18 protein-coding genes are annotated in these 19,135 nt (G+C 65.8%); 11 read left to right on the forward strand and 7 right to left on the reverse strand.

The window, feature by feature from the left end; all coding sequences use genetic code 11:
- Positions 1-33: 33 nt before the first annotated feature.
- Both G4D77_RS23035 and G4D77_RS23040 read left to right on the forward strand, forming a co-directional pair.
- Positions 34-1,362 (forward strand): RsmB/NOP family class I SAM-dependent RNA methyltransferase, encoded by a 1,329-nt coding sequence (locus tag G4D77_RS23035; protein WP_016445759.1) that lies wholly within the window; start codon positions 34-36, stop codon positions 1,360-1,362.
- 116 nt (positions 1,363-1,478) lie between these two features.
- On the forward strand, positions 1,479-2,702 hold the full coding sequence (locus G4D77_RS23040; RefSeq protein ID WP_046238076.1) for a DesA family fatty acid desaturase: 1,224 nt from the start codon (positions 1,479-1,481) through the stop codon (positions 2,700-2,702).
- On the opposite strand, the gene G4D77_RS23045 is transcribed toward G4D77_RS23040, so the two are convergent.
- A complete protein-coding gene (locus G4D77_RS23045; protein ID WP_016445761.1) occupies positions 2,677-3,045 on the reverse strand; it encodes a hypothetical protein in 369 nt (122 codons plus the stop codon). The genes G4D77_RS23040 and G4D77_RS23045 overlap by 26 nt on opposite strands.
- A 211-nt stretch (positions 3,046-3,256) precedes the next feature.
- On the opposite strand from G4D77_RS23045, the gene G4D77_RS23050 reads away from it, so the two are divergent.
- Entirely contained in the window at positions 3,257-4,741 is a 1,485-nt protein-coding gene (locus G4D77_RS23050; RefSeq protein WP_016445762.1) for an aminotransferase-like domain-containing protein, read from the forward strand.
- Between the two features lie 66 nt (positions 4,742-4,807).
- Here G4D77_RS23050 and rpmG read toward each other — a convergent pair whose 3' ends face one another.
- From rpmG to trxB, 3 genes are all read right to left on the reverse strand, one after another.
- Entirely contained in the window at positions 4,808-4,978 is a 171-nt protein-coding gene (gene rpmG, locus G4D77_RS23055; RefSeq protein ID WP_012207164.1) for a 50S ribosomal protein L33, read from the reverse strand.
- A 20-nt stretch (positions 4,979-4,998) separates the two neighbouring features.
- Positions 4,999-5,232: a 50S ribosomal protein L28 gene (gene rpmB / locus G4D77_RS23060; protein ID WP_012207163.1), complete on the reverse strand. Its 234-nt coding sequence runs from the start codon at positions 5,230-5,232 to the stop codon at positions 4,999-5,001.
- A gap of 268 nt (positions 5,233-5,500) precedes the next feature.
- Complete coding sequence (trxB, locus tag G4D77_RS23065; RefSeq protein ID WP_016445763.1) at positions 5,501-6,454, reverse strand: thioredoxin-disulfide reductase; 954 nt, start codon at positions 6,452-6,454, stop codon at positions 5,501-5,503.
- Positions 6,455-6,714: 260 nt separating this feature from the next.
- Here trxB and G4D77_RS23070 point away from each other — a divergent pair, with 260 nt between their 5' ends.
- The 3 genes from G4D77_RS23070 (at position 6,715) to G4D77_RS23080 (ending at position 11,436) form a co-directional block, all read left to right on the forward strand.
- Positions 6,715-9,078, forward strand: a complete 2,364-nt coding sequence (locus tag G4D77_RS23070) for a DNA translocase FtsK (protein WP_154833651.1) — start codon at positions 6,715-6,717, stop codon at positions 9,076-9,078.
- 28 nt (positions 9,079-9,106) lie between these two features.
- Positions 9,107-9,742, forward strand: a complete 636-nt coding sequence (gene lolA / locus G4D77_RS23075; protein ID WP_047217411.1) for an outer membrane lipoprotein periplasmic chaperone LolA — start codon at positions 9,107-9,109, stop codon at positions 9,740-9,742.
- A 167-nt stretch (positions 9,743-9,909) separates the two neighbouring features.
- Entirely contained in the window at positions 9,910-11,436 is a 1,527-nt protein-coding gene (locus G4D77_RS23080; RefSeq protein ID WP_154833652.1) for a methyl-accepting chemotaxis protein, read from the forward strand.
- Here G4D77_RS23080 and brnQ read toward each other — a convergent pair.
- Positions 11,423-12,736, reverse strand: coding sequence for a branched-chain amino acid transport system II carrier protein (gene brnQ / locus G4D77_RS23085; RefSeq protein ID WP_016451105.1), 1,314 nt, complete (start codon positions 12,734-12,736; stop codon positions 11,423-11,425). The genes G4D77_RS23080 and brnQ overlap by 14 nt on opposite strands.
- Before the next feature lie 441 nt (positions 12,737-13,177).
- On the opposite strand from brnQ, the gene G4D77_RS23090 reads away from it, so the two are divergent.
- The gene (locus G4D77_RS23090) at positions 13,178-14,488 is read left to right on the forward strand and encodes a replication-associated recombination protein A (protein ID WP_016445768.1); all 1,311 of its coding nucleotides are present in this window, start codon (positions 13,178-13,180) and stop codon (positions 14,486-14,488) included.
- A 38-nt stretch (positions 14,489-14,526) separates the two neighbouring features.
- On the opposite strand, the gene G4D77_RS23095 is transcribed toward G4D77_RS23090, so the two are convergent.
- The gene (locus G4D77_RS23095) at positions 14,527-14,976 is read right to left on the reverse strand and encodes a winged helix-turn-helix transcriptional regulator (RefSeq protein WP_016445769.1); all 450 of its coding nucleotides are present in this window, start codon (positions 14,974-14,976) and stop codon (positions 14,527-14,529) included.
- 91 nt (positions 14,977-15,067) lie between these two features.
- On the opposite strand from G4D77_RS23095, the gene G4D77_RS23100 reads away from it, so the two are divergent.
- Positions 15,068-15,796 carry an SDR family oxidoreductase gene (locus G4D77_RS23100; RefSeq protein ID WP_154833654.1) on the forward strand — a complete coding sequence of 243 codons (729 nt, stop codon included), beginning with the start codon at positions 15,068-15,070 and terminating at the stop codon, positions 15,794-15,796.
- A 52-nt stretch (positions 15,797-15,848) separates the two neighbouring features.
- The gene (locus G4D77_RS23105; RefSeq protein WP_016445771.1) at positions 15,849-16,454 is read left to right on the forward strand and encodes a 2-hydroxychromene-2-carboxylate isomerase; all 606 of its coding nucleotides are present in this window, start codon (positions 15,849-15,851) and stop codon (positions 16,452-16,454) included.
- Positions 16,455-16,462: 8 nt separating this feature from the next.
- Here the strand turns inward: G4D77_RS23105 and G4D77_RS23110 are convergent, their stop codons facing one another.
- Complete coding sequence (locus G4D77_RS23110; protein WP_154833655.1) at positions 16,463-16,810, reverse strand: GFA family protein; 348 nt, start codon at positions 16,808-16,810, stop codon at positions 16,463-16,465.
- Between the two features lie 305 nt (positions 16,811-17,115).
- On the opposite strand from G4D77_RS23110, the gene G4D77_RS23115 reads away from it, so the two are divergent.
- Together G4D77_RS23115 and G4D77_RS23120 are read left to right on the forward strand one after the other, a co-directional pair.
- Positions 17,116-18,045, forward strand: a complete 930-nt coding sequence (locus G4D77_RS23115; RefSeq protein WP_016445773.1) for a branched-chain amino acid ABC transporter permease — start codon at positions 17,116-17,118, stop codon at positions 18,043-18,045.
- Positions 18,046-18,055: 10 nt separating this feature from the next.
- On the forward strand, positions 18,056-19,135 hold the full coding sequence (locus G4D77_RS23120; RefSeq protein ID WP_016445774.1) for an ABC transporter permease subunit: 1,080 nt from the start codon (positions 18,056-18,058) through the stop codon (positions 19,133-19,135).

Consider the following 19,135-nt stretch of genomic DNA (forward strand, 5'->3'; position numbering starts at 1 on the left):
TCGGATTTGCAAGGCAGTGGGACAATCGCGGCCATGCATCCCAAACAGCTTCTCGACGCCTGCGCCGAACTGGTCAAGCGCACCCTGACTTTCGAACACCCGGCCGACGCCGTGGTGTCACGCTTTTTCCGTGAAAACCGCAACCTGGGCCCGCGCGAGCGCGCTGCGCTGGCCGAGACCGCCTACACCGTGCTGCGCAAGAAGCTGCTTTTTGAGAGCCTGGCGCGTTCTGGCAGCGGCTCGCGTGAACGCAGGCTGGCCATTTTGGGCTTTGCCCACAGCCAGGAGGCACTGGCCCGCGTGGCTGGCAAGACCGAGCAAGGTGTCAAGGACGCACGCAGCTTCGTGCGCGCCGCGCTGTCGCCGCAGGAGCTGCAATGGCTGGACGCCTGCGAGGCCGTGCGTCCCGACGAACTGATGGAGCCGCACCGCCACAACCTTCCCGAATGGCTGGTCGCGCCGCTACAGCAGCAACTGGGCGATGACTTCTGGGCCTTTGCCCAGAGCATGGAACAGGCCGCGCCGCTGGATCTGCGCGTCAATGCGCTGAACGCCAAGCGTGCCGATGTGCAAAAGGAACTGGCCGATGCCGGCATCGTCGCCGAAGCCACACCTTACTCGCCCTGGGGCCTGCGTGTGCAGGGCAAGCCGGCGCTGGCCCGGATGGACGCTTTCACGCGCGGTGCCATCGAGGTGCAGGACGAAGGCTCGCAACTGCTGGCGCTGATGCTCGATGCCAAGCGCGGCGAAATGGTGGTCGATTTCTGTGCAGGCGCAGGCGGCAAGACCCTGGCCATTGGTGCTTCGATGCGCAGCACGGGGCGTCTGTACGCCTTCGATGTCTCGGGCCACCGGCTCGAGGCCCTGAAGCCGCGCCTGGCGCGCTCGGGCCTGTCGAACGTGCACCCCGCGGCCATCGCCCATGAGCGCGACGACCGCGTCAAGCGCCTGGCCGGAAAGATCGACCGCGTGCTGGTCGATGCGCCCTGCTCGGGCCTGGGCACGCTGCGCCGCAACCCCGACCTCAAGTGGCGCCAGTCGGCCAAGGCCATCGAGGAACTCACGCAAAAGCAGGCGGCCATCCTGGCCAGTGCTGCGCGGCTGGTCAAGCCGGGCGGGCGCCTGGTCTATGCCACCTGTTCGGTCCTGCCCCAGGAAAACGAAGCCATCGCCGACGCCTTTGCAGCGGAGCACTCTGACTTCGTGGCCATGGATGCCGGAGAACTTCTGGCCCAGCTCAAGGTGGAGCGGGGCGATGTGCTGTGCAGCGGCGGCGAGACCGGCACGCAGTACCTGCGCCTGTGGCCCCAGCGCCATGAGACGGACGGGTTTTTCGCCGCCGTTTGGACCCGGAAGCCGTAACTTGCAGACGCAATAAGCTGTAAATCGCGGGAGATTGCCGAACGCCTTCACGGGGGGCTCGCCTAAAATTGAGGCATCGGTGCCATTGGGCGCCGGCTTTGGCAAAGGCTTGGGTCATGTCTGTGGATATCGCGTCGGTTTGGAACATTGCCCTGGACTGGATGGCCCATGGCCTGTGGCAGCTGTCGTGGTGGCAGCTGCTGCTGTATGCCCTGGTCACCACCCACGTCACGATTGCGGGCGTCACCATCTTCCTGCACCGCTGCCAGGCCCATCGTTCGCTGGACCTGGGGCCGGTGCCCTCGCATTTCTTCCGGTTCTGGTTGTGGTTGGGCACGGGCATGGTCACCAAGGAGTGGGTAGCCATCCACCGCAAGCACCACGCCAAGTGCGAAACCGAGGACGATCCCCACAGCCCGCAAACGCGCGGGCTGGATACCGTGATGCGCCAGGGCGCGGAGCTGTACCGCGAAGAGGCCAAGAACGCCGAGACGCTCAGGAAGTTCGGCCACGGCACGCCCGACGACTGGATCGAGCGTCATCTCTACAGCCGGCATTCGATCTGGGGTCCTTCTCTGATGCTGGTCATCAACGTGCTGCTGTTCGGCGCCATCGGACTGACCATCTGGGCCGTGCAGATGGCCTGGATTCCGTTCTGGGCTGCCGGCGTGGTCAACGGCCTGGGCCATTTCTGGGGCTACCGCAACTTCGAGGCCCAGGACGCCAGCACCAACCTCGTGCCCTGGGGCCTGGTCATCGGCGGTGAGGAACTGCACAACAACCACCACACCTATCCGACCTCGGCCAAGTTCTCGGTCAAGCGCTATGAGTTCGATGTGGGCTGGGCCTACATCCGGGCGATGCAGGCGGTCGGCTGGGCCAAGGTCAAGAAAACGCCGCCCAGGCTGGTCATGGGCGCCATCAAGCCTGTGGCCGACGAAAAGACGCTGGAGGCCGTGATCGCCAACCGCTACGAGGTCATGGCTCGCTATGCGCGCGGCGTGCGTGCCGCCGTGCAGTTCGAACTCGATGCGCTCAAGCAGCGCAAGGCGCAGCAGGCCGACCTGTCCTTGCTCAGGACGGCGCGCCGCTGGCTGCACCGCGATGCCGACAAGGTGCCCGCCCAGGCGCAGGACCAGCTGGCCCAGGCGCGCGCCGCCCATCCCGTGCTGGACCAGATGCTGGTCATGCGCGAGGAGCTGCGCCAGCTGTGGCTCAACACCTCGCTGTCGCGCGAGCAGCTGACGGCCCATCTGCAGGCCTGGTGCCATCGCGCCGAGGCCAGCGGCATTGCCGCGCTCAAGGAGTTCTCGGTCAAGCTGCGCGCTGCCCACGCCTGAAGCTGCGAAGCCAGCCGGCAAGCGTCCATTCCCGGGGCCGCATCTTCTCTTCGGAGGCGATGCGGCTTTTTGCTGCGGGGTTCGGCTGCAGTTCCAGACCTGCCGTGGCCTGGGACACGGAGCGGACTCTTATCCGCAGGTCCGCGCCTGCGCGCCAGCCCTGGCCCGGCTGCAGCCTGAGGGTCAGCCCCGGCGCTGCATCGGCCCAGGCCTGCTGCGGGACGCTGATTTCCAGGCTGCCCTGGCGGCAAAACAGCTCGCAGCCCTCCTGCATGGACAGATACAGGTCGTTTCCGGGGGCGAGATGGCGCAGTTCGAAAGAGCGGGTGTGGGCGTTGTGCATGGGTCGTTGTCCTGTAGTTCCAGGCCCCAAGCGTAGGCATTCGGCCCTCTTTGGCACAGGCACAGCCTATGGTTTGTTGCGCCGCAGCAGTGCAGGCAGTCCATGTTCTGTTCTGCTGCATGGCTTGATGATCTGTATCTGTTGCGTAACAGGGCCTTGAGGCAAGATCTCAGTCAAGCACTTCCATCCCCAGCCGTTTTCCATCCTGCCCATGACCGCCGCAAGCGCCGCCCCCACCCTGTACCGCCGCCTGGCGGCCGACTACAGCCTGGCCATGGAGATGGGCACGCTCAAGGCGGGCGAGCGCATGCCTTCCGTGCGCGAGCTGATGCGCCGCCACGAGGTCAGCCTGTCCACGGCGCTGCAGACGCTGCGGCATCTGGAGGATCTGGGCCAGCTCGAGGCCCGCCCGCGCGTGGGCTACTTCGTGCGCGATGCCCGGCCTGCAGGGCTGGCGCCTGCCAGCGAACCGGATCTGAGCCAGCCCGTGCAGCCGTTGCCACAACAGCACTTTGCGGGCATCAATGAGCACATCTCGCTCATGCTGGAGCGCGGCCGCCAGGCCGATGTGCAGGTGGACCTGGGCGGTGCCACGCCGCCGCCGGAACTGTTCGATCGCGGCTACCTGAACCAGGCGGCTGCCCGGCTGCTGCGCGAGCAGCCCGATCTGCTGGTGCTGGGGCGTTCCATGATGGGCAGCCACCCTGATTTCCAGCGGGCCATGGCGCGGCGCGCGCTGGCGGCGGGCATCCATGTCGCACCGGCCGATGTGCTGGCGACCACGGGCAATTCCGAGGCCGTGAGCCTGGCGCTGGCCGCCGTGGCCTCGCCGGGGGATGTGGTGGCCGTGGAGTCGCCGACCTACTACGGCCTGCTGCAGGTGGTGGAGTCCTTGCAGATGCAGGCGCTGGAGATTCCCTGCAGCCCGCGCACCGGCCTGTCCATCGAGGCGTTGGAGCTGGCCCTGCAGACCCAGCCCCGGCTGAAGGCCGTGGTGGTCGTGCCCGAGCTGCAGATGCCGCTGGGCACGCGCATTCCCGATGAACACAAGGCCAGACTGGTCGAGCTGTGCGCCGCCCACGGCGTGGCGCTGATCGAGGACGACTCCTACGGCCTGTTCGTGGAAAGCAGCCAGCCCGTGCGCCCCATCAAGGCCTGGGACCGCCTGCCGGGACATGTGATCTATTGCGAGGCCTTCAACAAGAGCATGGCGCCAGGCCTGCGCCAGGGCTGGATGAACGCCGGCCAGTGGCATGGCCGTGTGCAGATGCTCAAGTTCGCGCGCAGCCGGGGGACCCAGACCCTGGCCCAGTTGCTGGCGGCCGCCTGCGTGGGCTCGCCCGCGCATCTGCGCAATCTGCAGCGCCTGAAGCAGCAGCTGCGGCGCCAGCGCGAGGGCATGGCGCAGCTGGTGGCGCGCTTTTTCCCGTTGGGAACGCGGCTGAGCCTGCCGCCCGGCGGGCTCAGCCTGTGGCTGGAGCTTCCGGCTGGCGTGTCCACGTCCGCGCTGTTCACGCAGGCGCTGGCGCGCGGCATACGCACGGCGCCGGGCAGCATGTTCTCCAACTCGGGCCGCTACGAGCACTGCATGCGCCTGGGCTGCACCCTGCCCGTGGATGGCGTGGTCGAGCAGGCCTGCCGCGATCTCGGCGCCATGGCCTGCGCGCAGCTGGGCCAGCCCGCGCGCCACGGGTGAGGGACGCAAAAAAACCGCCGGGCTTGCGCTGGGCGGTTTCTTTGTCGGTACCAGGGACAGGCTGAATTACTTCAGCTTGATTTCCTTGTACGTGACGTGCTTGCGAGCCTTGGGATCAAACTTCATGATCGCCATCTTCTCGGGCATTGTCTTCTTGTTCTTGGTCGTGGTGTAGAAGTGGCCGGTTCCTGCAGTGGATTCCAGCTTGATCTTTTCGCGTCCGCCTTTAGCAGCCATGGTGTTTCTCCTTGAGGGATTTAGGCTTGGCCACGGGCACGCAGGTCTGCGAGCACGGAGTCGATACCGTTCTTGTCGATCAGGCGCAGAGCAGCGCTGGAAACGCGCAGGCGCACCCAACGGTTTTCGCTCTCAACCCAGAAACGGCGGTATTGCAGGTTGGGCAGGAAACGACGCTTGGTCTTGTTGTTGGCGTGGGAAACGTTGTTTCCCACCATGGGCTTCTTGCCCGTTACTTCACATACGCGTGCCATGAGGACACTCCGATAGTTGTACAGCCGCCGACGCTGATGCCCTGCATTTGCTGCAGGGCCTGCCGGCAACCTCACCTCGCCATAAAGGGTGGCGGTAACCCCATCGCTGAAAGTGTCCTGGCCATGCAAGCAAGGCGCGCTTCAAATTCAGCAAAGCCACGGATTATAGCGTCTTCATGAGAAAAGCCCCTGGGCCAGCCAATCACGGCGGCAGCCAGGGGCTTTTGCCGCCCTGCACGAGGGCAGGGCGGGCGGGATGGCTTCCCGCTTATTCCTGCTCCAGGAAGCGCTGGGCGTCCAGTGCGGCCATGCAGCCCGTGCCGGCGCTGGTGATGGCCTGGCGGTAGACATGGTCCTGCACGTCGCCGGCCGCGAACACGCCGGGCACGCTGGTCTGGGTGGCGAAGCCCTTGAGGCCGCCCTGGGTGATGATGTAGCCGGTCTCGTCCATCTCCAGGTGGCCCTTGAAGATCTCGGTGTTGGGCGCATGGCCGATGGCGATGAAGCAGCCCTGCAGCTGGATGTCCTCGGCATGGCCATCCTGGGTGCTCTTGATGCGGATGCCGGTCACGCCGGACTGGTCGCCCAGCACCTCGTCGAGCACGAAGTGGGTCTTGAGTTCGATCTTGCCGGCACGGACCTTGTCCATGAGCTTGTCCACGAGGATGGGCTCGGCCTTGAACTTGTCGCGGCGGTGCACCAGGGTGACCTTGCTGGCGATGTTGGACAGGTACAGGGCTTCCTCGACGGCGGTGTTGCCGCCGCCGACCACGCACACGGGCTGCTCGCGGTAGAAGAAACCGTCGCAGGTGGCGCAGCCCGAGACGCCGCGGCCCATGAAGGCCTCTTCGGAGGGCAGGCCCAGGTACTTGGCCGAGGCGCCCGTGGCGATGATCAGGCTGTCGCAGGTATAGGTGCCGGAGTCGCCGGTCAGCGTGAAGGGGCGCTTGGAGAAATCGACGCTGTGGATGTGGTCGAACACCACCTGGGTCTTGAAGCGCTCTGCGTGCTCCAGGAAGCGCTGCATCAGTTCGGGGCCCTGTACGCCGTTCACGTCCGCAGGCCAGTTGTCCACTTCCGTCGTCGTCATCAGCTGGCCACCCTGGGCCATGCCGGTCACCAGCAGCGGGTTGAGGTTGGCGCGCGCGGCGTAGATGGCGGCCGTGTAGCCGGCAGGGCCGGAGCCGAGGATCAGGACTTTGGCGTGTTGCGTAGAAGACATGGATGCAGTTCTTGAAAAAGGCGCACGCCGGCAGTCGGCGTGCAGAAAAAAGATACATCGGGCACAGCCATGGAGTATCGCTCCGCAGCCGGGTTCCCGTTGCCATGCGGATCAATGGCCCGGATTGTCAAAAATGATCGACATGGCGCCGTCATGCTGCGGCGTCATGTTCTGTTGCAAGTGCTTGCATTACGCTAGCAGGCCGTCCTGGCTGTTTTTGCGGCCAGCCCGAGGGGGCTGGGGTAAGCTCCCGCCTGCGTATGACCTACTCATTGAACGCTCTGAACGCTTCCACATCCGCCAAGGGCAAATCCAAGTCTGCGGCGCGCCCCGGCATGGTGGCGCGCTTCGGCCATGAAATGCTGCTGTTGGCGGGGCTGCTGGCCCTGGTGTTCTGGCTTGCCTCCATGCTCAGCTACTCGCCCCAGGATCCAGCGTGGTCCACCTCCGGGGTGGGACACGCGCGCCTGGTCGCCAACTGGATGGGCCGCGTCGGAGCCTGGCTGGCCGACGCCTGCTATTTCGGCTTCGGCATGTCGGTCTGGTGGCTGGTGCTGGCCTCGGTGCAGACCTGGATGTCTTCCTTCGCCCGCTGGCTGCGGGGCGGCGTGCCCCGCGATGGCGTGCAACTGCCGCCGCTGTGGCGCCGGCGCCTGCGTTTCTGGGGTGGCCTGCTGCTGCTGCTGGGCGCAAGCTGCGCGCTGGAATGGACGCGGCTGTACCGCTTCGAGAGCGTGCTGCCAGGCCCTGCCGGCGGCGTCTTTGGCTACATGCTGGGCTACCACAGCCTGCAATGGCTGGGCTTCATGGGTTCGGGCCTGATCGGCATCTGCGTGGCCGTGATCGGCCTGGCCATGGTGTTCCGCTTTTCCTGGGGGCATCTGGCCGAATCCATGGGCGCACGCCTGGATGGATGGGTGCATTTCCTCTTCGCGCGCCGCGAGAAGGCCCGGGACGAGGCCGCAGGCCGCCGTGCCGCGCGCGAGCGCGAAGAGGTGTTGCAGGAAGAGCGCACGGAAAGCGCCGTGCAGCACCCGCAGCCCGTGCAGATCATCGAGCCCGTGCTGCAGGAGGCGGCAGCCCCCAGCGTGCGCGTGGTCAAGGAGCGCCAGAAGCCGCTGTTCTCCGAATTGCCCGACAGCAAGCTGCCCCAGGTGGACCTGCTCGATGCGGCGCAGCAGCGCCAGGAAAGCGTCTCGCCCGAGACGCTGGAGATGACCAGCCGGCTGATCGAAAAGCGCCTCAAGGATTTTGGCGTGGAAGTGCATGTGGTGGCCGCCATGCCCGGCCCCGTGATCACGCGCTACGAGATCGAACCGGCCACGGGTGTCAAGGGTTCGCAGATCGTGAACCTGGCCAAGGATCTGGCGCGCTCGCTGTCCCTGGTGTCCATCCGCGTGATCGAGACGATCCCCGGCAAGAACTTCATGGCGCTGGAGCTGCCCAATGCCAAGCGCCAGTCCATCCGCCTGTCCGAGGTGCTGGGCTCGCAGGTCTACCACGACGCCAAGAGCATGCTGACCATGGGCCTGGGCAAGGACATCGTGGGCAACCCGGTGGTGGCCGATCTGGCCAAGATGCCGCACGTGCTGGTCGCCGGCACCACGGGTTCGGGCAAGTCGGTGGGGATCAACGCCATGATCCTGTCGCTGCTGTACAAGGCCGAGGCGCGCGATGTGCGCCTGCTGATGATCGACCCCAAGATGCTGGAAATGTCGGTCTACGAAGGCATTCCTCACCTGCTGTGCCCCGTGGTCACCGACATGAAGCAGGCCGCCAATGGCCTGAACTGGTGCGTGGCCGAGATGGAGCGCCGCTACAAGCTCATGAGCAAGCTGGGCGTGCGCAATCTGGCGGGCTACAACACCAAGATCGACGAGGCCAAGGCGCGCGAGGAATCGATTCCCAACCCCTTCAGCCTCACGCCCGAGGAGCCCGAGCCGCTGCAGCGCCTGCCGCACATCGTCATCGTCATCGACGAGCTGGCCGACCTGATGATGGTGGTCGGCAAGAAGATCGAGGAGCTGATCGCGCGCCTGGCCCAGAAGGCCCGCGCGGCCGGCATCCACCTGATCCTGGCCACCCAGCGCCCCAGCGTGGACGTGATCACCGGCCTGATCAAGGCCAACATTCCCACGCGCATCGCCTTCCAGGTCAGCAGCAAGATCGACAGCCGCACCGTGCTCGACCAGATGGGTGCCGAGTCCCTGCTTGGCATGGGCGACATGCTCTACATGGCCAGCGGCACGGGCTTGCCCGTGCGCGTGCACGGCGCCTTTGTGTCCGACGAGGAAGTGCACCGCGTCGTGGGCTACCTCAAGGAGCAGGGCGAGGCCGACTACATCGAAGGCGTGCTCGAAGGCGTCACGGCCGAGGGCGACAGCGAGTTCGGCGCGGAGTCCGGCGACGGCGGCAACGGCGAGAAGGATCCCATGTACGACCAGGCCGTGGAAGTGGTGCTCAAGGACCGCAAGGCCAGCATCTCGTATGTGCAGCGCAAGCTCAGGATTGGTTACAACCGCTCGGCCCGCCTGCTGGAAGATATGGAAAAGGCGGGCCTGGTCAGCGGTCTCACGGCCAGCGGGCAGCGCGAGGTGCTGGTGCCGGCGCGCGCCGGGGAATGAGCCCGCATTTCGCAATCATGGAGAAAGAATGAAACGTCTGTTGACTGCAGTTGTGATCGCGGCAAGCGCGACGGCCTCGTGGGCCGATGGCCTCAAGAGCCTGGAAGCCTTCATGAAGAATTCCCAGGCCGGCCGCGCCGAATTCACCCAGGCCGTCACGGCCCCGTCCAAGGATGGCCAGCCGCCGCGCACCAAGAACTCCAGCGGCCAATTCGAATTCCAGCGTCCCGGCAAGTTCAGGTTCGTCTACACCAAGCCGTTCGAGCAGACCATCGTGGCCGACGGCAAGACGCTGTGGCTCTATGACGCCGACCTCAACCAGGTCACGCAGCGCGCGCAGGCCCAGGCCCTGGGCAGCACGCCTGCCGCCATCCTGGCGTCGGCCAGCGATCTCAAGGCGTTGAGCGCCGACTTCGATCTGCAGTCCGCGCCCGAGCAGGATGGCCTGCAATGGGTCCAGGCCAGCCCCAAGGACAGGAACGGCCAGCTCAAGAGCGTGCGCGTGGGCTTTGCAGCCGATGGGCAGCTTTCGGCGCTGGACATCCTCGACAGCTTTGGCCAGCGTTCGCTGATCCGCTTCAGCAAGCTGCAGACCCAGGCATCCCTGCCGGCCTCGACCTTCGAGTTCAAGGTGCCTGCGGGCGCCGACGTGCTCAAGCAGTAATCCACCGCTGCACAGGGCGGCCCTTCAAGAACCTCACACGCTGCGGTGCGCAGTTTGTGAGGTTTTGTAATGGTTTTGCCTAATATCGCCGGGACAATAGCGGCCTGCGGCCAGCGACTGTTTCGACGTCCCTTCGAGGACATGCTGGCCGGCTCTCGCATGTCTTTATGAACCTCAGTCGCAAGTTGCCGCTCGCCATTGCCATGGCGCTGCTATTCACCCTGGCCGCCGGATTCTTCGGCCTCTGGTCGGCCCATCAATCCCTTGGCGTCTTTCACGGCGACGTACAGCGCCACATGGCCGCAGAGCGCCTTGCCGCAGAAGTGGAAGGCCACTTCAAGACCCAGGTCCAGGAATGGAAGAACGTGCTGCTGCGCGGCTCGGACAACGCGCTGCGCGAGCGGCACTGGAAGGGCTTTCTGTCCGATGAGCGCGCCGTGCAGGACAAGACCACCGCCTTGCTGGCCCTGGTGGAAGACACCGCCCTGCGCGAGATGGCCCAGCGCTTTGTGGCACAGCACCGCAAGATGGCCGAGGGCTATCGCGTGGGCCTGGACAAGTTCGAGGCCACGGGCTTCGACCCCTCCGTGGGCGACATGGCCGTGCGCGGCGTGGACCGCGAGCCGGCCGAGCTGCTGTCCCAACTCAAGGCAGGCATCGCTGCCCAGAGCAAGTCCGTGGCCGACGATGCGTACAGCAGCGGCAGGCGCGCCACGGAATTGAGCCTGGCGCTGATGCTGGTGGCGGCCGTGGCCGGCGTGGCCATTGGCTGGCTCATCACCCGCGCCGTGGTGGCACCGCTGCGCAGCGCGGTCCGGCTGGCCGAGAACGTGGCCCGTGGCCATCTGACCAATGCCATAGCGAGCGGCGGCCGCGACGAGCTGGGCCAGCTGCTGCGGGCGCTGGGCGCCATGCAGGAACAGCTGCGCAGCATCGTCGTGGAAGTGCGCGGCAATGCGGAGCAGGTGGCATCCGCCAGCTCGCAGATCGCAGCGGGCAACAGCGACCTGGCCCAGCGCACCGAGCAGCAGGCGTCGGCCCTGCAGATGACGGCATCCTCCATGGACCAGCTCGACTCCACCGTGCGCGGCAATGCCGATCACGCAGAGAAGGCCAACCTGCTGGCTTCGTCCGCCAGCGACATTGCCACGCGCGGCGGCGATGCCATCTCGGCCGTCGTGGGCACCATGCGCAGCATCCAGGATGCGTCCGAACGCGTGGTCAGCATCATCGAGGTGATCGACGGCATTGCCTTCCAGACCAACATTCTTGCGCTCAACGCGGCCGTGGAGGCCGCACGGGCCGGCGAGCAGGGCCGGGGCTTTGCGGTGGTGGCCGCCGAGGTGCGCACGCTGGCCCAGCGCAGCTCGGGTGCGGCGCGGGAGATCCGCGACCTGATCCAGGCCAACGCCCAGCGCGTGGCCCTGGGCGCCCAGGAGGTGGACAGTGCGGGCGCGACCATGGCCTCGGTGCAGGAGGCGATTGCCAAGGTCTCGCGCATGATCGGCGCCATCAGCCATTCCAGCGGCGAACAGAGCGCGGGCGTGAGCCATGTCAACAGCGCCATCGTCCGCATCGAGGAAGGCACCCAGCAGAACGCCGCGCTGGTGGAGCAGACCAGTTCGGCCGCCGAGAGCCTGCGCAAGCAGGCCCATCAGCTGGTCGAACTCATGTCGAGGTTCAGGACGGCTTGAACGCGGCGGCGGGCGCAGGGCGCAGCCGGTCGTGGAGGGCGGCCAGCACCAGGGTCGCGGCCACGGGCAGGGCCCAGCCCATGCCGTTGCCCGGCAGGCTGTTCAGGAACGCGGGCAGCCAGTCCTGCCAGCCGGCAGCCCTGGCTGCATCGATGAGACCAAACAACAGGGCCACGGCCAGCACCGGTGCGAACACCCGCTGCGCATTGCGCCACAGGCCAGACAGCAGGCTCAGCACCACCAGGGCGATGGCCAGCGGGTAGATGCCCACGAGCACGGGTCCGGATACGGCGATCAGCTGGGCCAGGCCCTGGTTGGACACCAGAATGCAGGCCAGGCCGATGGCCACCACCACTGCACGGTAGGGCAGGCGCAGCATTTGGCTGAAGTAGGCGCCGCAGGCACTGACCAGGCCCACGGCCGTGGTCAGGCAGGCCAGGGAGATCACCACGGCCAGCAGCAGGCTGCCGATGGGGCCGAAGGTGTGATCCACATAGCGCGTGAGGATGAGCACGCCGGTCTGTGCCTGCGGGGCGATGGACTGGCTGGTGGCGCCCAGATGGATCAGCGACAGATACACCATGCCCAGTCCGACGGCGGCGATCACACCCGCGACGATGGCGTAGCGCGTCTGCAGGCCGGTATCGGAGATGCCGCGGTCACGGATGGCGTTGACGATGACGATGCCGAAGGCCAGCGCCCCCAGCGCGTCCATGGTCTGGTAGCCCTCCAGGAAACCTTCGGTCAGCGGCGACACCAGGTAGTCGCCACTGGCCCTGGTGGCCTCCCCGGCCGGCAGCAGCACGGCGGCGGCGCCCAGCACCACCAGCGCCAGGATCAACACGGGCGTGATCAGCTTGCCGATGTTGTCGATCAGCTTGCCCGGGAACAGGGACAGGCCCATGACCAGGGCGAAGTACACGGCAGAGTAGATGAACAGGGCTGTGCTGCTGTGGCCCATGAAGGGCGCAAAGCCCATCTCGAACGACACCGTCGCCGTGCGCGGCGTGGCGAACAGCGGCCCCAGGATGAGATAGATCAGCAGGCCCAGCACCATTCCGGCCTTGCGGCCCACGGGCGAGGTCAGTGCGTCCATGCCGCCGCCCACGCGCGCCAGTGCGACCACCGTGAGCAGAGGCAGGCCCACGCCCGTCAGCAGGAAGCCCGTGGCCGCGGCGGCCGCGTGTTCGCCGGCGCCCTGGCCGACCATGGGCGGAAAGATGATGTTGCCCGCGCCGAGGAACAGCGCAAAGGTCATGAAGCCTAGGGCGATCAGGTCCCTGGTCTTGAGTGTTTGCATGGATGCAGAAATGAAAAGGCACCGCATTGCCGCATGGCAGGCGGTTCCGTAAACGGAGGGAGGCGCGGGTTGGAAGGCTGCGATGACGCAGGCCCGAAGGTCGCGCGTGGATCGCGCGGCCGGCTCCGCAAAGGGCAGCATTTTAGGGCTGCGGCCCGAAGCAGGTGTGAAATGTCAGTGATTGCTCTTGATGGGGTGCATGCAAACAATCCATGTCGTTTCAGTGACATGCCTGGAGGCGATGGCCATATTCCCGTCTGAAGATCAGGAGTTTCAGTCCACGGCCGACATCAGGCATCAAGGCCTGGCGCACCTGCGCCAGCCATGGCGTGGACAATGGCGCCATGGTTCTGCAACTGCATCTGTTCCCCTTGGCGAAGAATCCGCAACACGGGCTACCGCACCTCGCGTGCGGGGAGCGGCCTTCGAGAGAGCTGCCCCATGGCTGATCTGTTCACCCAGGAGCCCTCCGCACCACTGGCCGAAGCCCTGCGGCCCAAGACCCTGGACGAGGTCGTGGGCCAGTCCCACCTGCTGGGCGAAGGCAAGCCGCTGCGCCTGGCCTTCCAGTCGGGCAAGCCGCATTCCATGATCTTCTGGGGGCCACCCGGCGTGGGCAAGACCACGCTGGCCCGGCTCACGGCCACTGCCTTCAAGTGCGAGTTCATTGCGCTGTCGGCGGTGTTCTCCGGGGTCAAGGACATCCGCGCCGCCATGGAGCAGGCGCAGCAGAACCTGGCCATGGGCCGGCACACCATCCTCTTCGTGGACGAGATCCACCGCTTCAACAAATCCCAGCAGGATGCGCTGCTGCCCTATGCGGAAAGCGGCCTGGTGACCTTCATCGGCGCCACCACGGAGAATCCGTCCTTCGAGGTGAACTCGGCCCTGCTGTCGCGCGCACAGGTCTATGTGCTGCAGTCCCTGACCGACGAAGAGCTCAGGCAACTGCTGCAGCGTGCGCAGGAAAAGGCCCTTGGCGGCCTGCAGTTCGACGACCTGGCGCGGGACACCATCATCGGCTATGCCGATGGCGACGCCCGGCGGTTCCTGAACCTGCTGGAGCAATGCCAGACTGCGGCGGGCGCTGCAGGCGTCACCCGGATCGATGCCGAATTCGTGCAGAACGCGCTGACCTTGAATGCCAGGCGCTTCGACAAGGGGGGCGACAACTTCTACGACCAGATCTCGGCCCTGCACAAGTCCGTGCGCGGCTCCCATCCCGATGCGGCGCTCTACTGGCTCACCCGAATGCTCGACGGCGGCGCCGATGCGCGCTACCTGTCGCGGCGCATCGTGCGCATGGCCTGGGAAGACATAGGCCTGGCCGATCCGCGCGCCATGCAGATCGCCAACGATGCGGCCCTGACCTACGAGCGCCTGGGCAGTCCCGAAGGCGAGCTGGCCCTGGGCCAGGCCGTCATCTACCTGGCCATGGCTCCCAAGAGCAACGCCGGCTACAACGCCTACAACAAGGCCCGGGCCTTCGTGAAGCAGGACAGGAGCCGCGAGGTGCCCGTGCACCTGCGCAACGCGCCCACCAAGCTCATGAAGGAGCTGGGCTACGGCCATGAATACCGCTACGCGCACGACGAGCCCAACGCCTACGCGGCCGGCGAGACCTATCTGCCCGAGGGCATTGCGGAGCCGGGCTGGTACCAGCCCGTGCCACGGGGCCTGGAGATCAAGATCGGCGAGAAGCTGGCCGTGCTGCGCAAGTGGGATGAAGAGGCTGGCGGCGGCGGCGCATAGCCGAATCCCGTGAGAGCAGGCCGGGGCTGGAGCCAGGGCTAGGCGCCCGGGCCGGGCTCGACCGTCACATCCCGCGCGTGCAAGGGAGCGTGGCAGTGCGAGCAGACGATCAGGGGATCGAACGTGTGGCCGCACACCGAATGCCGGTGCAGCAGGGGCCGGCCTTCCTCGCCGGACATGTGCACATCGCCCCAGTGCACGATGGCCATGACCACGGGATGCAGGTCCAGTCCCTTGGACGTGAGGCGGTACTCGTGCCGCACCGGCGCCTCCTGGTAGGCCACCTTCTTGAGCACGCCGGCCTCGACCAGCCTGGCCAGCCTGTCCGACAGCATAGGGCGTGAAATGCCCAGGCGCCCCAGGAATTCATCGAAGCGGCGCACTCCCAGAAAGCAGTCGCGCAGCACCAGCAGCGTCCAGCGGTCACCGATGACCGAGACCGTGCGTGCGATGGAGCAGCGCTCCTCTTCCAGTTCGTTCCATTTCATTGGGCAGTTCCCCGCTTGACGGGTTCAGATTTTAAACCTACCGTGCATAAAGTTCAAAAAATGAACTTACTTCTTCATCCACGGAGATTCCATGACCGACAAGAAAGCCATCCTCGTCATCGGTGCCGGTGACGCCACGGGCGGGGCGATTGCCCGGCGCTTTGCGCGCGAAGGCTATATCGCCTGCGTCACCCGCCGCGATGCCGACAAACTCCAGCCGCTGGTCGAGCAGATCCGCGCCGCAGGGGGTGAAGCCCATGGTTTTGGCAGCGACGCGCGCAAGGAAGAGGAAATGGTGGCCCTGGTGCAGAAGATCGAGGCCGAGATCGCACCCATCGAGGTCGCCGTCTTCAACATCGGCGCCAATGTGCGCTTCGGCATCACCGAAACCACGGCGCGCGTCTACTTCAAGGTCTGGGAGATGGCCTGCTTCGCCGGCTTTCTGATGGGGCGGGAGGCGGCCAGGGTGATGCTGCCGCGCGGCCGGGGCACCATCATCTTCACGGGCGCCACGGCCAGCCTGCGCGGGCGCGAGGGCTTTGCCGCGTTTGCCGGTGCCAAGCACGGCCTGCGCGCCCTGGCGCAGAGCATGGCGCGCGAACTCTGGCCCAAGGGCATCCATGTGGCCCATCCCGTGATCGACGGCGCCATAGACACCGAATTCATCCGCAGCAATTTCCCCGAGCGCTATGCCCTCAAGGAGCAGGGCGGCATCCTCAATCCCGAGCACATTGCCGACCTCTACTGGCAACTGCACCAGCAGTCGCGCGACGCCTGGACGCACGAGACCGAGATCCGTCCCTGGATGGAGCCGTGGTGAGCCGCCTTGCCTTATCGCATCGTCACTTCCTCCCACTCCCGCAGGCCACGCCATGAACACCAAGGTGCAATTTCTCTTCGACTTCGGCAGCCCCAACGCCTATCTCTGCCACCAGGTCATTCCCCGGATCGAGGCGCGCAGCGGCATCCGCTTCGAATATGTGCCTGTCCTGCTGGGAGGCCTGTTCAAGCTGGCCAACAACCGCTCCCCGGCCGAGGCCAATGCCGACATTCCCAACAAGCGCGCCTATGAGGCGCTGGAGCTGCAGCGCTTCGTACACAGGCACAGCCTCACGCGTTTCCGGATGAATCCTCACTTTCCCGTGAACACCCTGCAGATCATGCGTGGGGCCGTGGCCGCCCAGGACATGGGCTGCTTCGAGCGCTATGTCGATGCGGTGTTCTCCAGCATGTGGGAGAAGGGCTGCAAGATGGACGATGCCCAGGTGATCGGCACCGAGCTGTCCGGGGCGGGTCTGGACGCCCCAGCCCTGATCGCCGCAAGCCAGACGCCCGAAGTCAAGGCCCGGCTGCTGGCAAATACCGAGCAGGCCTTCCACCGTGGCGCTTTCGGATCGCCCACCTTTTTTGTTGGCGACGAGATCTACTTCGGCAAGGACCGCCTGCGCGATGTGGAGGAAGAAGCGCTGCGGGCCTGAAGCCAGCTTCAGGCCGACCGTCCGTCGTAGCGCGTGATGCGCAAGGCTTCGGCATCCACGCCTTCCAGGCAGCGCACGTTGACGGCCGCCATGTGCCGGCCCTTGGGATCGGTGGCTTCGCCGAAAGGGTGGATGCCGCAGGTCGGGCAGAAGCGGTGCTGGATCAGATGCCGGTGGAAGGTGTAGGAGCGCATCTGCTCCTCGGGCGTGCTCAGCTGCAGCTGTTCGCGGGGCACGAACCACATGAGGGTGCCCTTGCGCGCGCAGATGGAGCAGTTGCAGGCCATGACCTGGGTGAGTTCGCCTTCCACATCGAAAGCGATGCCGCCGCAGTGGCAGCTGCCGTGGTATTTCATCGGGGTTCTCCGTGGCCACCGCTTGCCGGCGGCACTGCCGTTGATGGTAGGAGTTCATGCTGGCTGCGGCAAATTGCTGCAGTGCTACATAAGAGCGCGTGGCTTGTAAAGCCTCGGGAAACCCCGCTGCAACAAGGCGTTGCAGGCCACCGGGGGGTGCCTAGAATCGCCCATCCCCTGCGGCTTCCTGATCACAAGCCGGGATGCGGCAGGAGAGCTTCCACCACCATGGCATTGCTGGCTCCGTTCGTTTGGATGCGAGGCACGCTGAATGTCTCCATCCTGAGCAAAAGGGGAGAGCGCATATGGACATACTGCTTCAGCAGGTCATCAACGGATTGGTCCTGGGCAGCATGTATGCCCTGATCGCCCTGGGCTACACCATGGTGTACGGCATCATCCAGCTCATCAACTTCGCCCATGGCGAGGTGCTCATGGTCGGGGCGCTGACCAGCTGGAGCTGCATAGGCCTGATGCAGGAGGCCATGCCGGGCGCACCGGGCTGGCTGATCCTGCTGCTGGCGACGGTGATCGCCTGCGTGGTGGCCGCCGCACTGAATTTCGTGATCGAGAAAGTGGCCTACCGGCGCCTGCGCAGCAGCCCGCGCCTGGCGCCCCTGATCACGGCCATCGGCGTCTCGCTGCTGCTGCAGACGCTGGCCATGATCATCTGGAAGCCCAACTACAAGGCCTATCCCACGCTGCTGCCGAGCACGCCCTTCGAGATCGGCACGGCGGTGATCACGCCCACCCAGATCCTGGTGCTGGTGGTCACGGCGATTGCGCTGGCTGCGCTGACCTACCTGGTCAACTACACCAAGCTCGGGCGCGCCATGCGGGCCACGGCCGAGAATCCGCGCGTGGCGGCCTTGATGGGCGTCAAGCCTGACATGGTGATCTCTGCCACCTTCATCATCGGCGCCGTGCTGGCGGCCATCGCGGGCATCATGTATGCCTCCAACTACGGCACGGCCCACCACACCATGGGCTTTCTGCCGGGGCTCAAGGCCTTCACGGCGGCCGTGTTCGGCGGCATCGGCAACCTGGCAGGCGCCGTGGTCGGCGCCATGCTGCTGGGGCTGATCGAGTCCATTGGCTCGGGCTACATCGGTGATCTCACGGGCGGCGTGCTGGGCAGCCACTACACCGACATCTTCGCCTTCATCGTGCTCATCATCATCCTGACGCTGCGCCCCTCGGGCCTGCTGGGTGAGCGAGTGGCCGACCGCGCCTGAGGAGAGACGCATGAACAGCAAGAAGACCGTGCAATGGATCCTGGGTGGCCTGGCGCTGCTGGTGCTGCCGCTGGTGCTGCAGTATTTCGGCAATGCCTGGGTGCGCATCGCCGACCTGGCGCTGCTCTATGTGCTGCTGGCACTGGGCCTGAACGTGGTGGTGGGCTACGCGGGCCTGCTGGACCTGGGCTATGTGGCGTTCTACGCCGTGGGCGCCTACATGTTCGCGCTGATGGCCTCGCCGCATCTGGCGGAGACCTTCGAGGGCTTTGCCGCCATGTTCCCGGACGGGCTGCATACCTCCATCTGGCTGGTGATACCGCTGGCGGCGCTGCTGGCGGCCATCACGGGGATTTTGCTGGGCATTCCGGTGCTCAAGCTGCGCGGGGACTACCTGGCCATCGTCACGCTGGGCTTCGGCGAGATCATCCGCATCTTCATGAACAACCTGGACCAGCCGGTCAACATCACCAATGGCCCCAAAGGCATAGGCCAGATCGACTCGGTCAAGATCCTGGGGCTGGACCTGGCCAAGCGCCAGGAGATCTTCGGCTACGACATCAGCTCGGTCACGCTGTACTACTACCTGTTCCTCTTCCTGGTGCTGGTCAGCATCGTGATCTGCTGGCGCCTGCAGGACTCGCGCATAGGCCGCGCCTGGATGGCCATCCGCGAGGATGAGATCGCCGCCAAGGCCATGGGCATCAACACGCGCAACATGAAGCTGCTGGCTTTCGGCATGGGCGCCTCTTTTGGCGGTGTCTCGGGCGCCATGTTCGCGGCCTTCCAGGGCTTCGTCTCGCCCGAGTCGTTCAGCCTCATGGAGTCCATCATGATCGTGGCCATGGTGGTGCTCGGCGGCCTGGGCCATCTGCCCGGCGTGATCCTGGGTGCGGTGCTGCTGTCGGCGTTGCCCGAGGTGCTGCGCTATGTGGCCGGTCCCCTGCAGCAGATGACCGATGGGCGGCTCGATGCCTCCATCCTGCGCCAGCTGCTGATCGCGCTGGCCATGATCGTCATCATGCTGATGCGTCCGCGCGGCCTGTGGCCGTCGCCCGAGCATGGCAAGAACCTGCCGCACCAGTCCTGA

The sequence above is a fragment of the Delftia sp. WY8 genome (assembly GCF_018437695.1).
Taxonomy (GTDB): Bacteria; Pseudomonadota; Gammaproteobacteria; order Burkholderiales; family Burkholderiaceae_C; genus Comamonas; species Comamonas tsuruhatensis.

What these genes read in the sequence shown, in the direction of transcription:
- G4D77_RS23070 (WP_154833651.1), top strand. Translation starts at nt 6,715, where the DNA reads ATGACCTACTCATTGAACGCTCTGAACGCTTCCACATCCGCCAAGGGC.
- G4D77_RS23045 (WP_016445761.1), bottom strand. Translation starts at nt 3,045, where the DNA reads ATGCACAACGCCCACACCCGCTCTTTCGAACTGCGCCATCTCGCCCCC.
- G4D77_RS23090 (WP_016445768.1), top strand. Translation starts at nt 13,178, where the DNA reads ATGGCTGATCTGTTCACCCAGGAGCCCTCCGCACCACTGGCCGAAGCC.
- brnQ (WP_016451105.1), bottom strand. Translation starts at nt 12,736, where the DNA reads ATGCAAACACTCAAGACCAGGGACCTGATCGCCCTAGGCTTCATGACC.
- G4D77_RS23120 (WP_016445774.1), top strand. Translation starts at nt 18,056, where the DNA reads ATGAACAGCAAGAAGACCGTGCAATGGATCCTGGGTGGCCTGGCGCTG.
- G4D77_RS23100 (WP_154833654.1), top strand. Translation starts at nt 15,068, where the DNA reads ATGACCGACAAGAAAGCCATCCTCGTCATCGGTGCCGGTGACGCCACG.
- trxB (WP_016445763.1), bottom strand. Translation starts at nt 6,454, where the DNA reads ATGTCTTCTACGCAACACGCCAAAGTCCTGATCCTCGGCTCCGGCCCT.
- G4D77_RS23050 (WP_016445762.1), top strand. Translation starts at nt 3,257, where the DNA reads ATGACCGCCGCAAGCGCCGCCCCCACCCTGTACCGCCGCCTGGCGGCC.
- G4D77_RS23105 (WP_016445771.1), top strand. Translation starts at nt 15,849, where the DNA reads ATGAACACCAAGGTGCAATTTCTCTTCGACTTCGGCAGCCCCAACGCC.
- G4D77_RS23080 (WP_154833652.1), top strand. Translation starts at nt 9,910, where the DNA reads ATGAACCTCAGTCGCAAGTTGCCGCTCGCCATTGCCATGGCGCTGCTA.
- G4D77_RS23115 (WP_016445773.1), top strand. Translation starts at nt 17,116, where the DNA reads ATGGACATACTGCTTCAGCAGGTCATCAACGGATTGGTCCTGGGCAGC.
- G4D77_RS23095 (WP_016445769.1), bottom strand. Translation starts at nt 14,976, where the DNA reads ATGAAATGGAACGAACTGGAAGAGGAGCGCTGCTCCATCGCACGCACG.
- G4D77_RS23040 (WP_046238076.1), top strand. Translation starts at nt 1,479, where the DNA reads ATGTCTGTGGATATCGCGTCGGTTTGGAACATTGCCCTGGACTGGATG.
- G4D77_RS23035 (WP_016445759.1), top strand. Translation starts at nt 34, where the DNA reads ATGCATCCCAAACAGCTTCTCGACGCCTGCGCCGAACTGGTCAAGCGC.
- rpmG (WP_012207164.1), bottom strand. Translation starts at nt 4,978, where the DNA reads ATGGCTGCTAAAGGCGGACGCGAAAAGATCAAGCTGGAATCCACTGCA.
- lolA (WP_047217411.1), top strand. Translation starts at nt 9,107, where the DNA reads ATGAAACGTCTGTTGACTGCAGTTGTGATCGCGGCAAGCGCGACGGCC.
- rpmB (WP_012207163.1), bottom strand. Translation starts at nt 5,232, where the DNA reads ATGGCACGCGTATGTGAAGTAACGGGCAAGAAGCCCATGGTGGGAAAC.
- G4D77_RS23110 (WP_154833655.1), bottom strand. Translation starts at nt 16,810, where the DNA reads ATGAAATACCACGGCAGCTGCCACTGCGGCGGCATCGCTTTCGATGTG.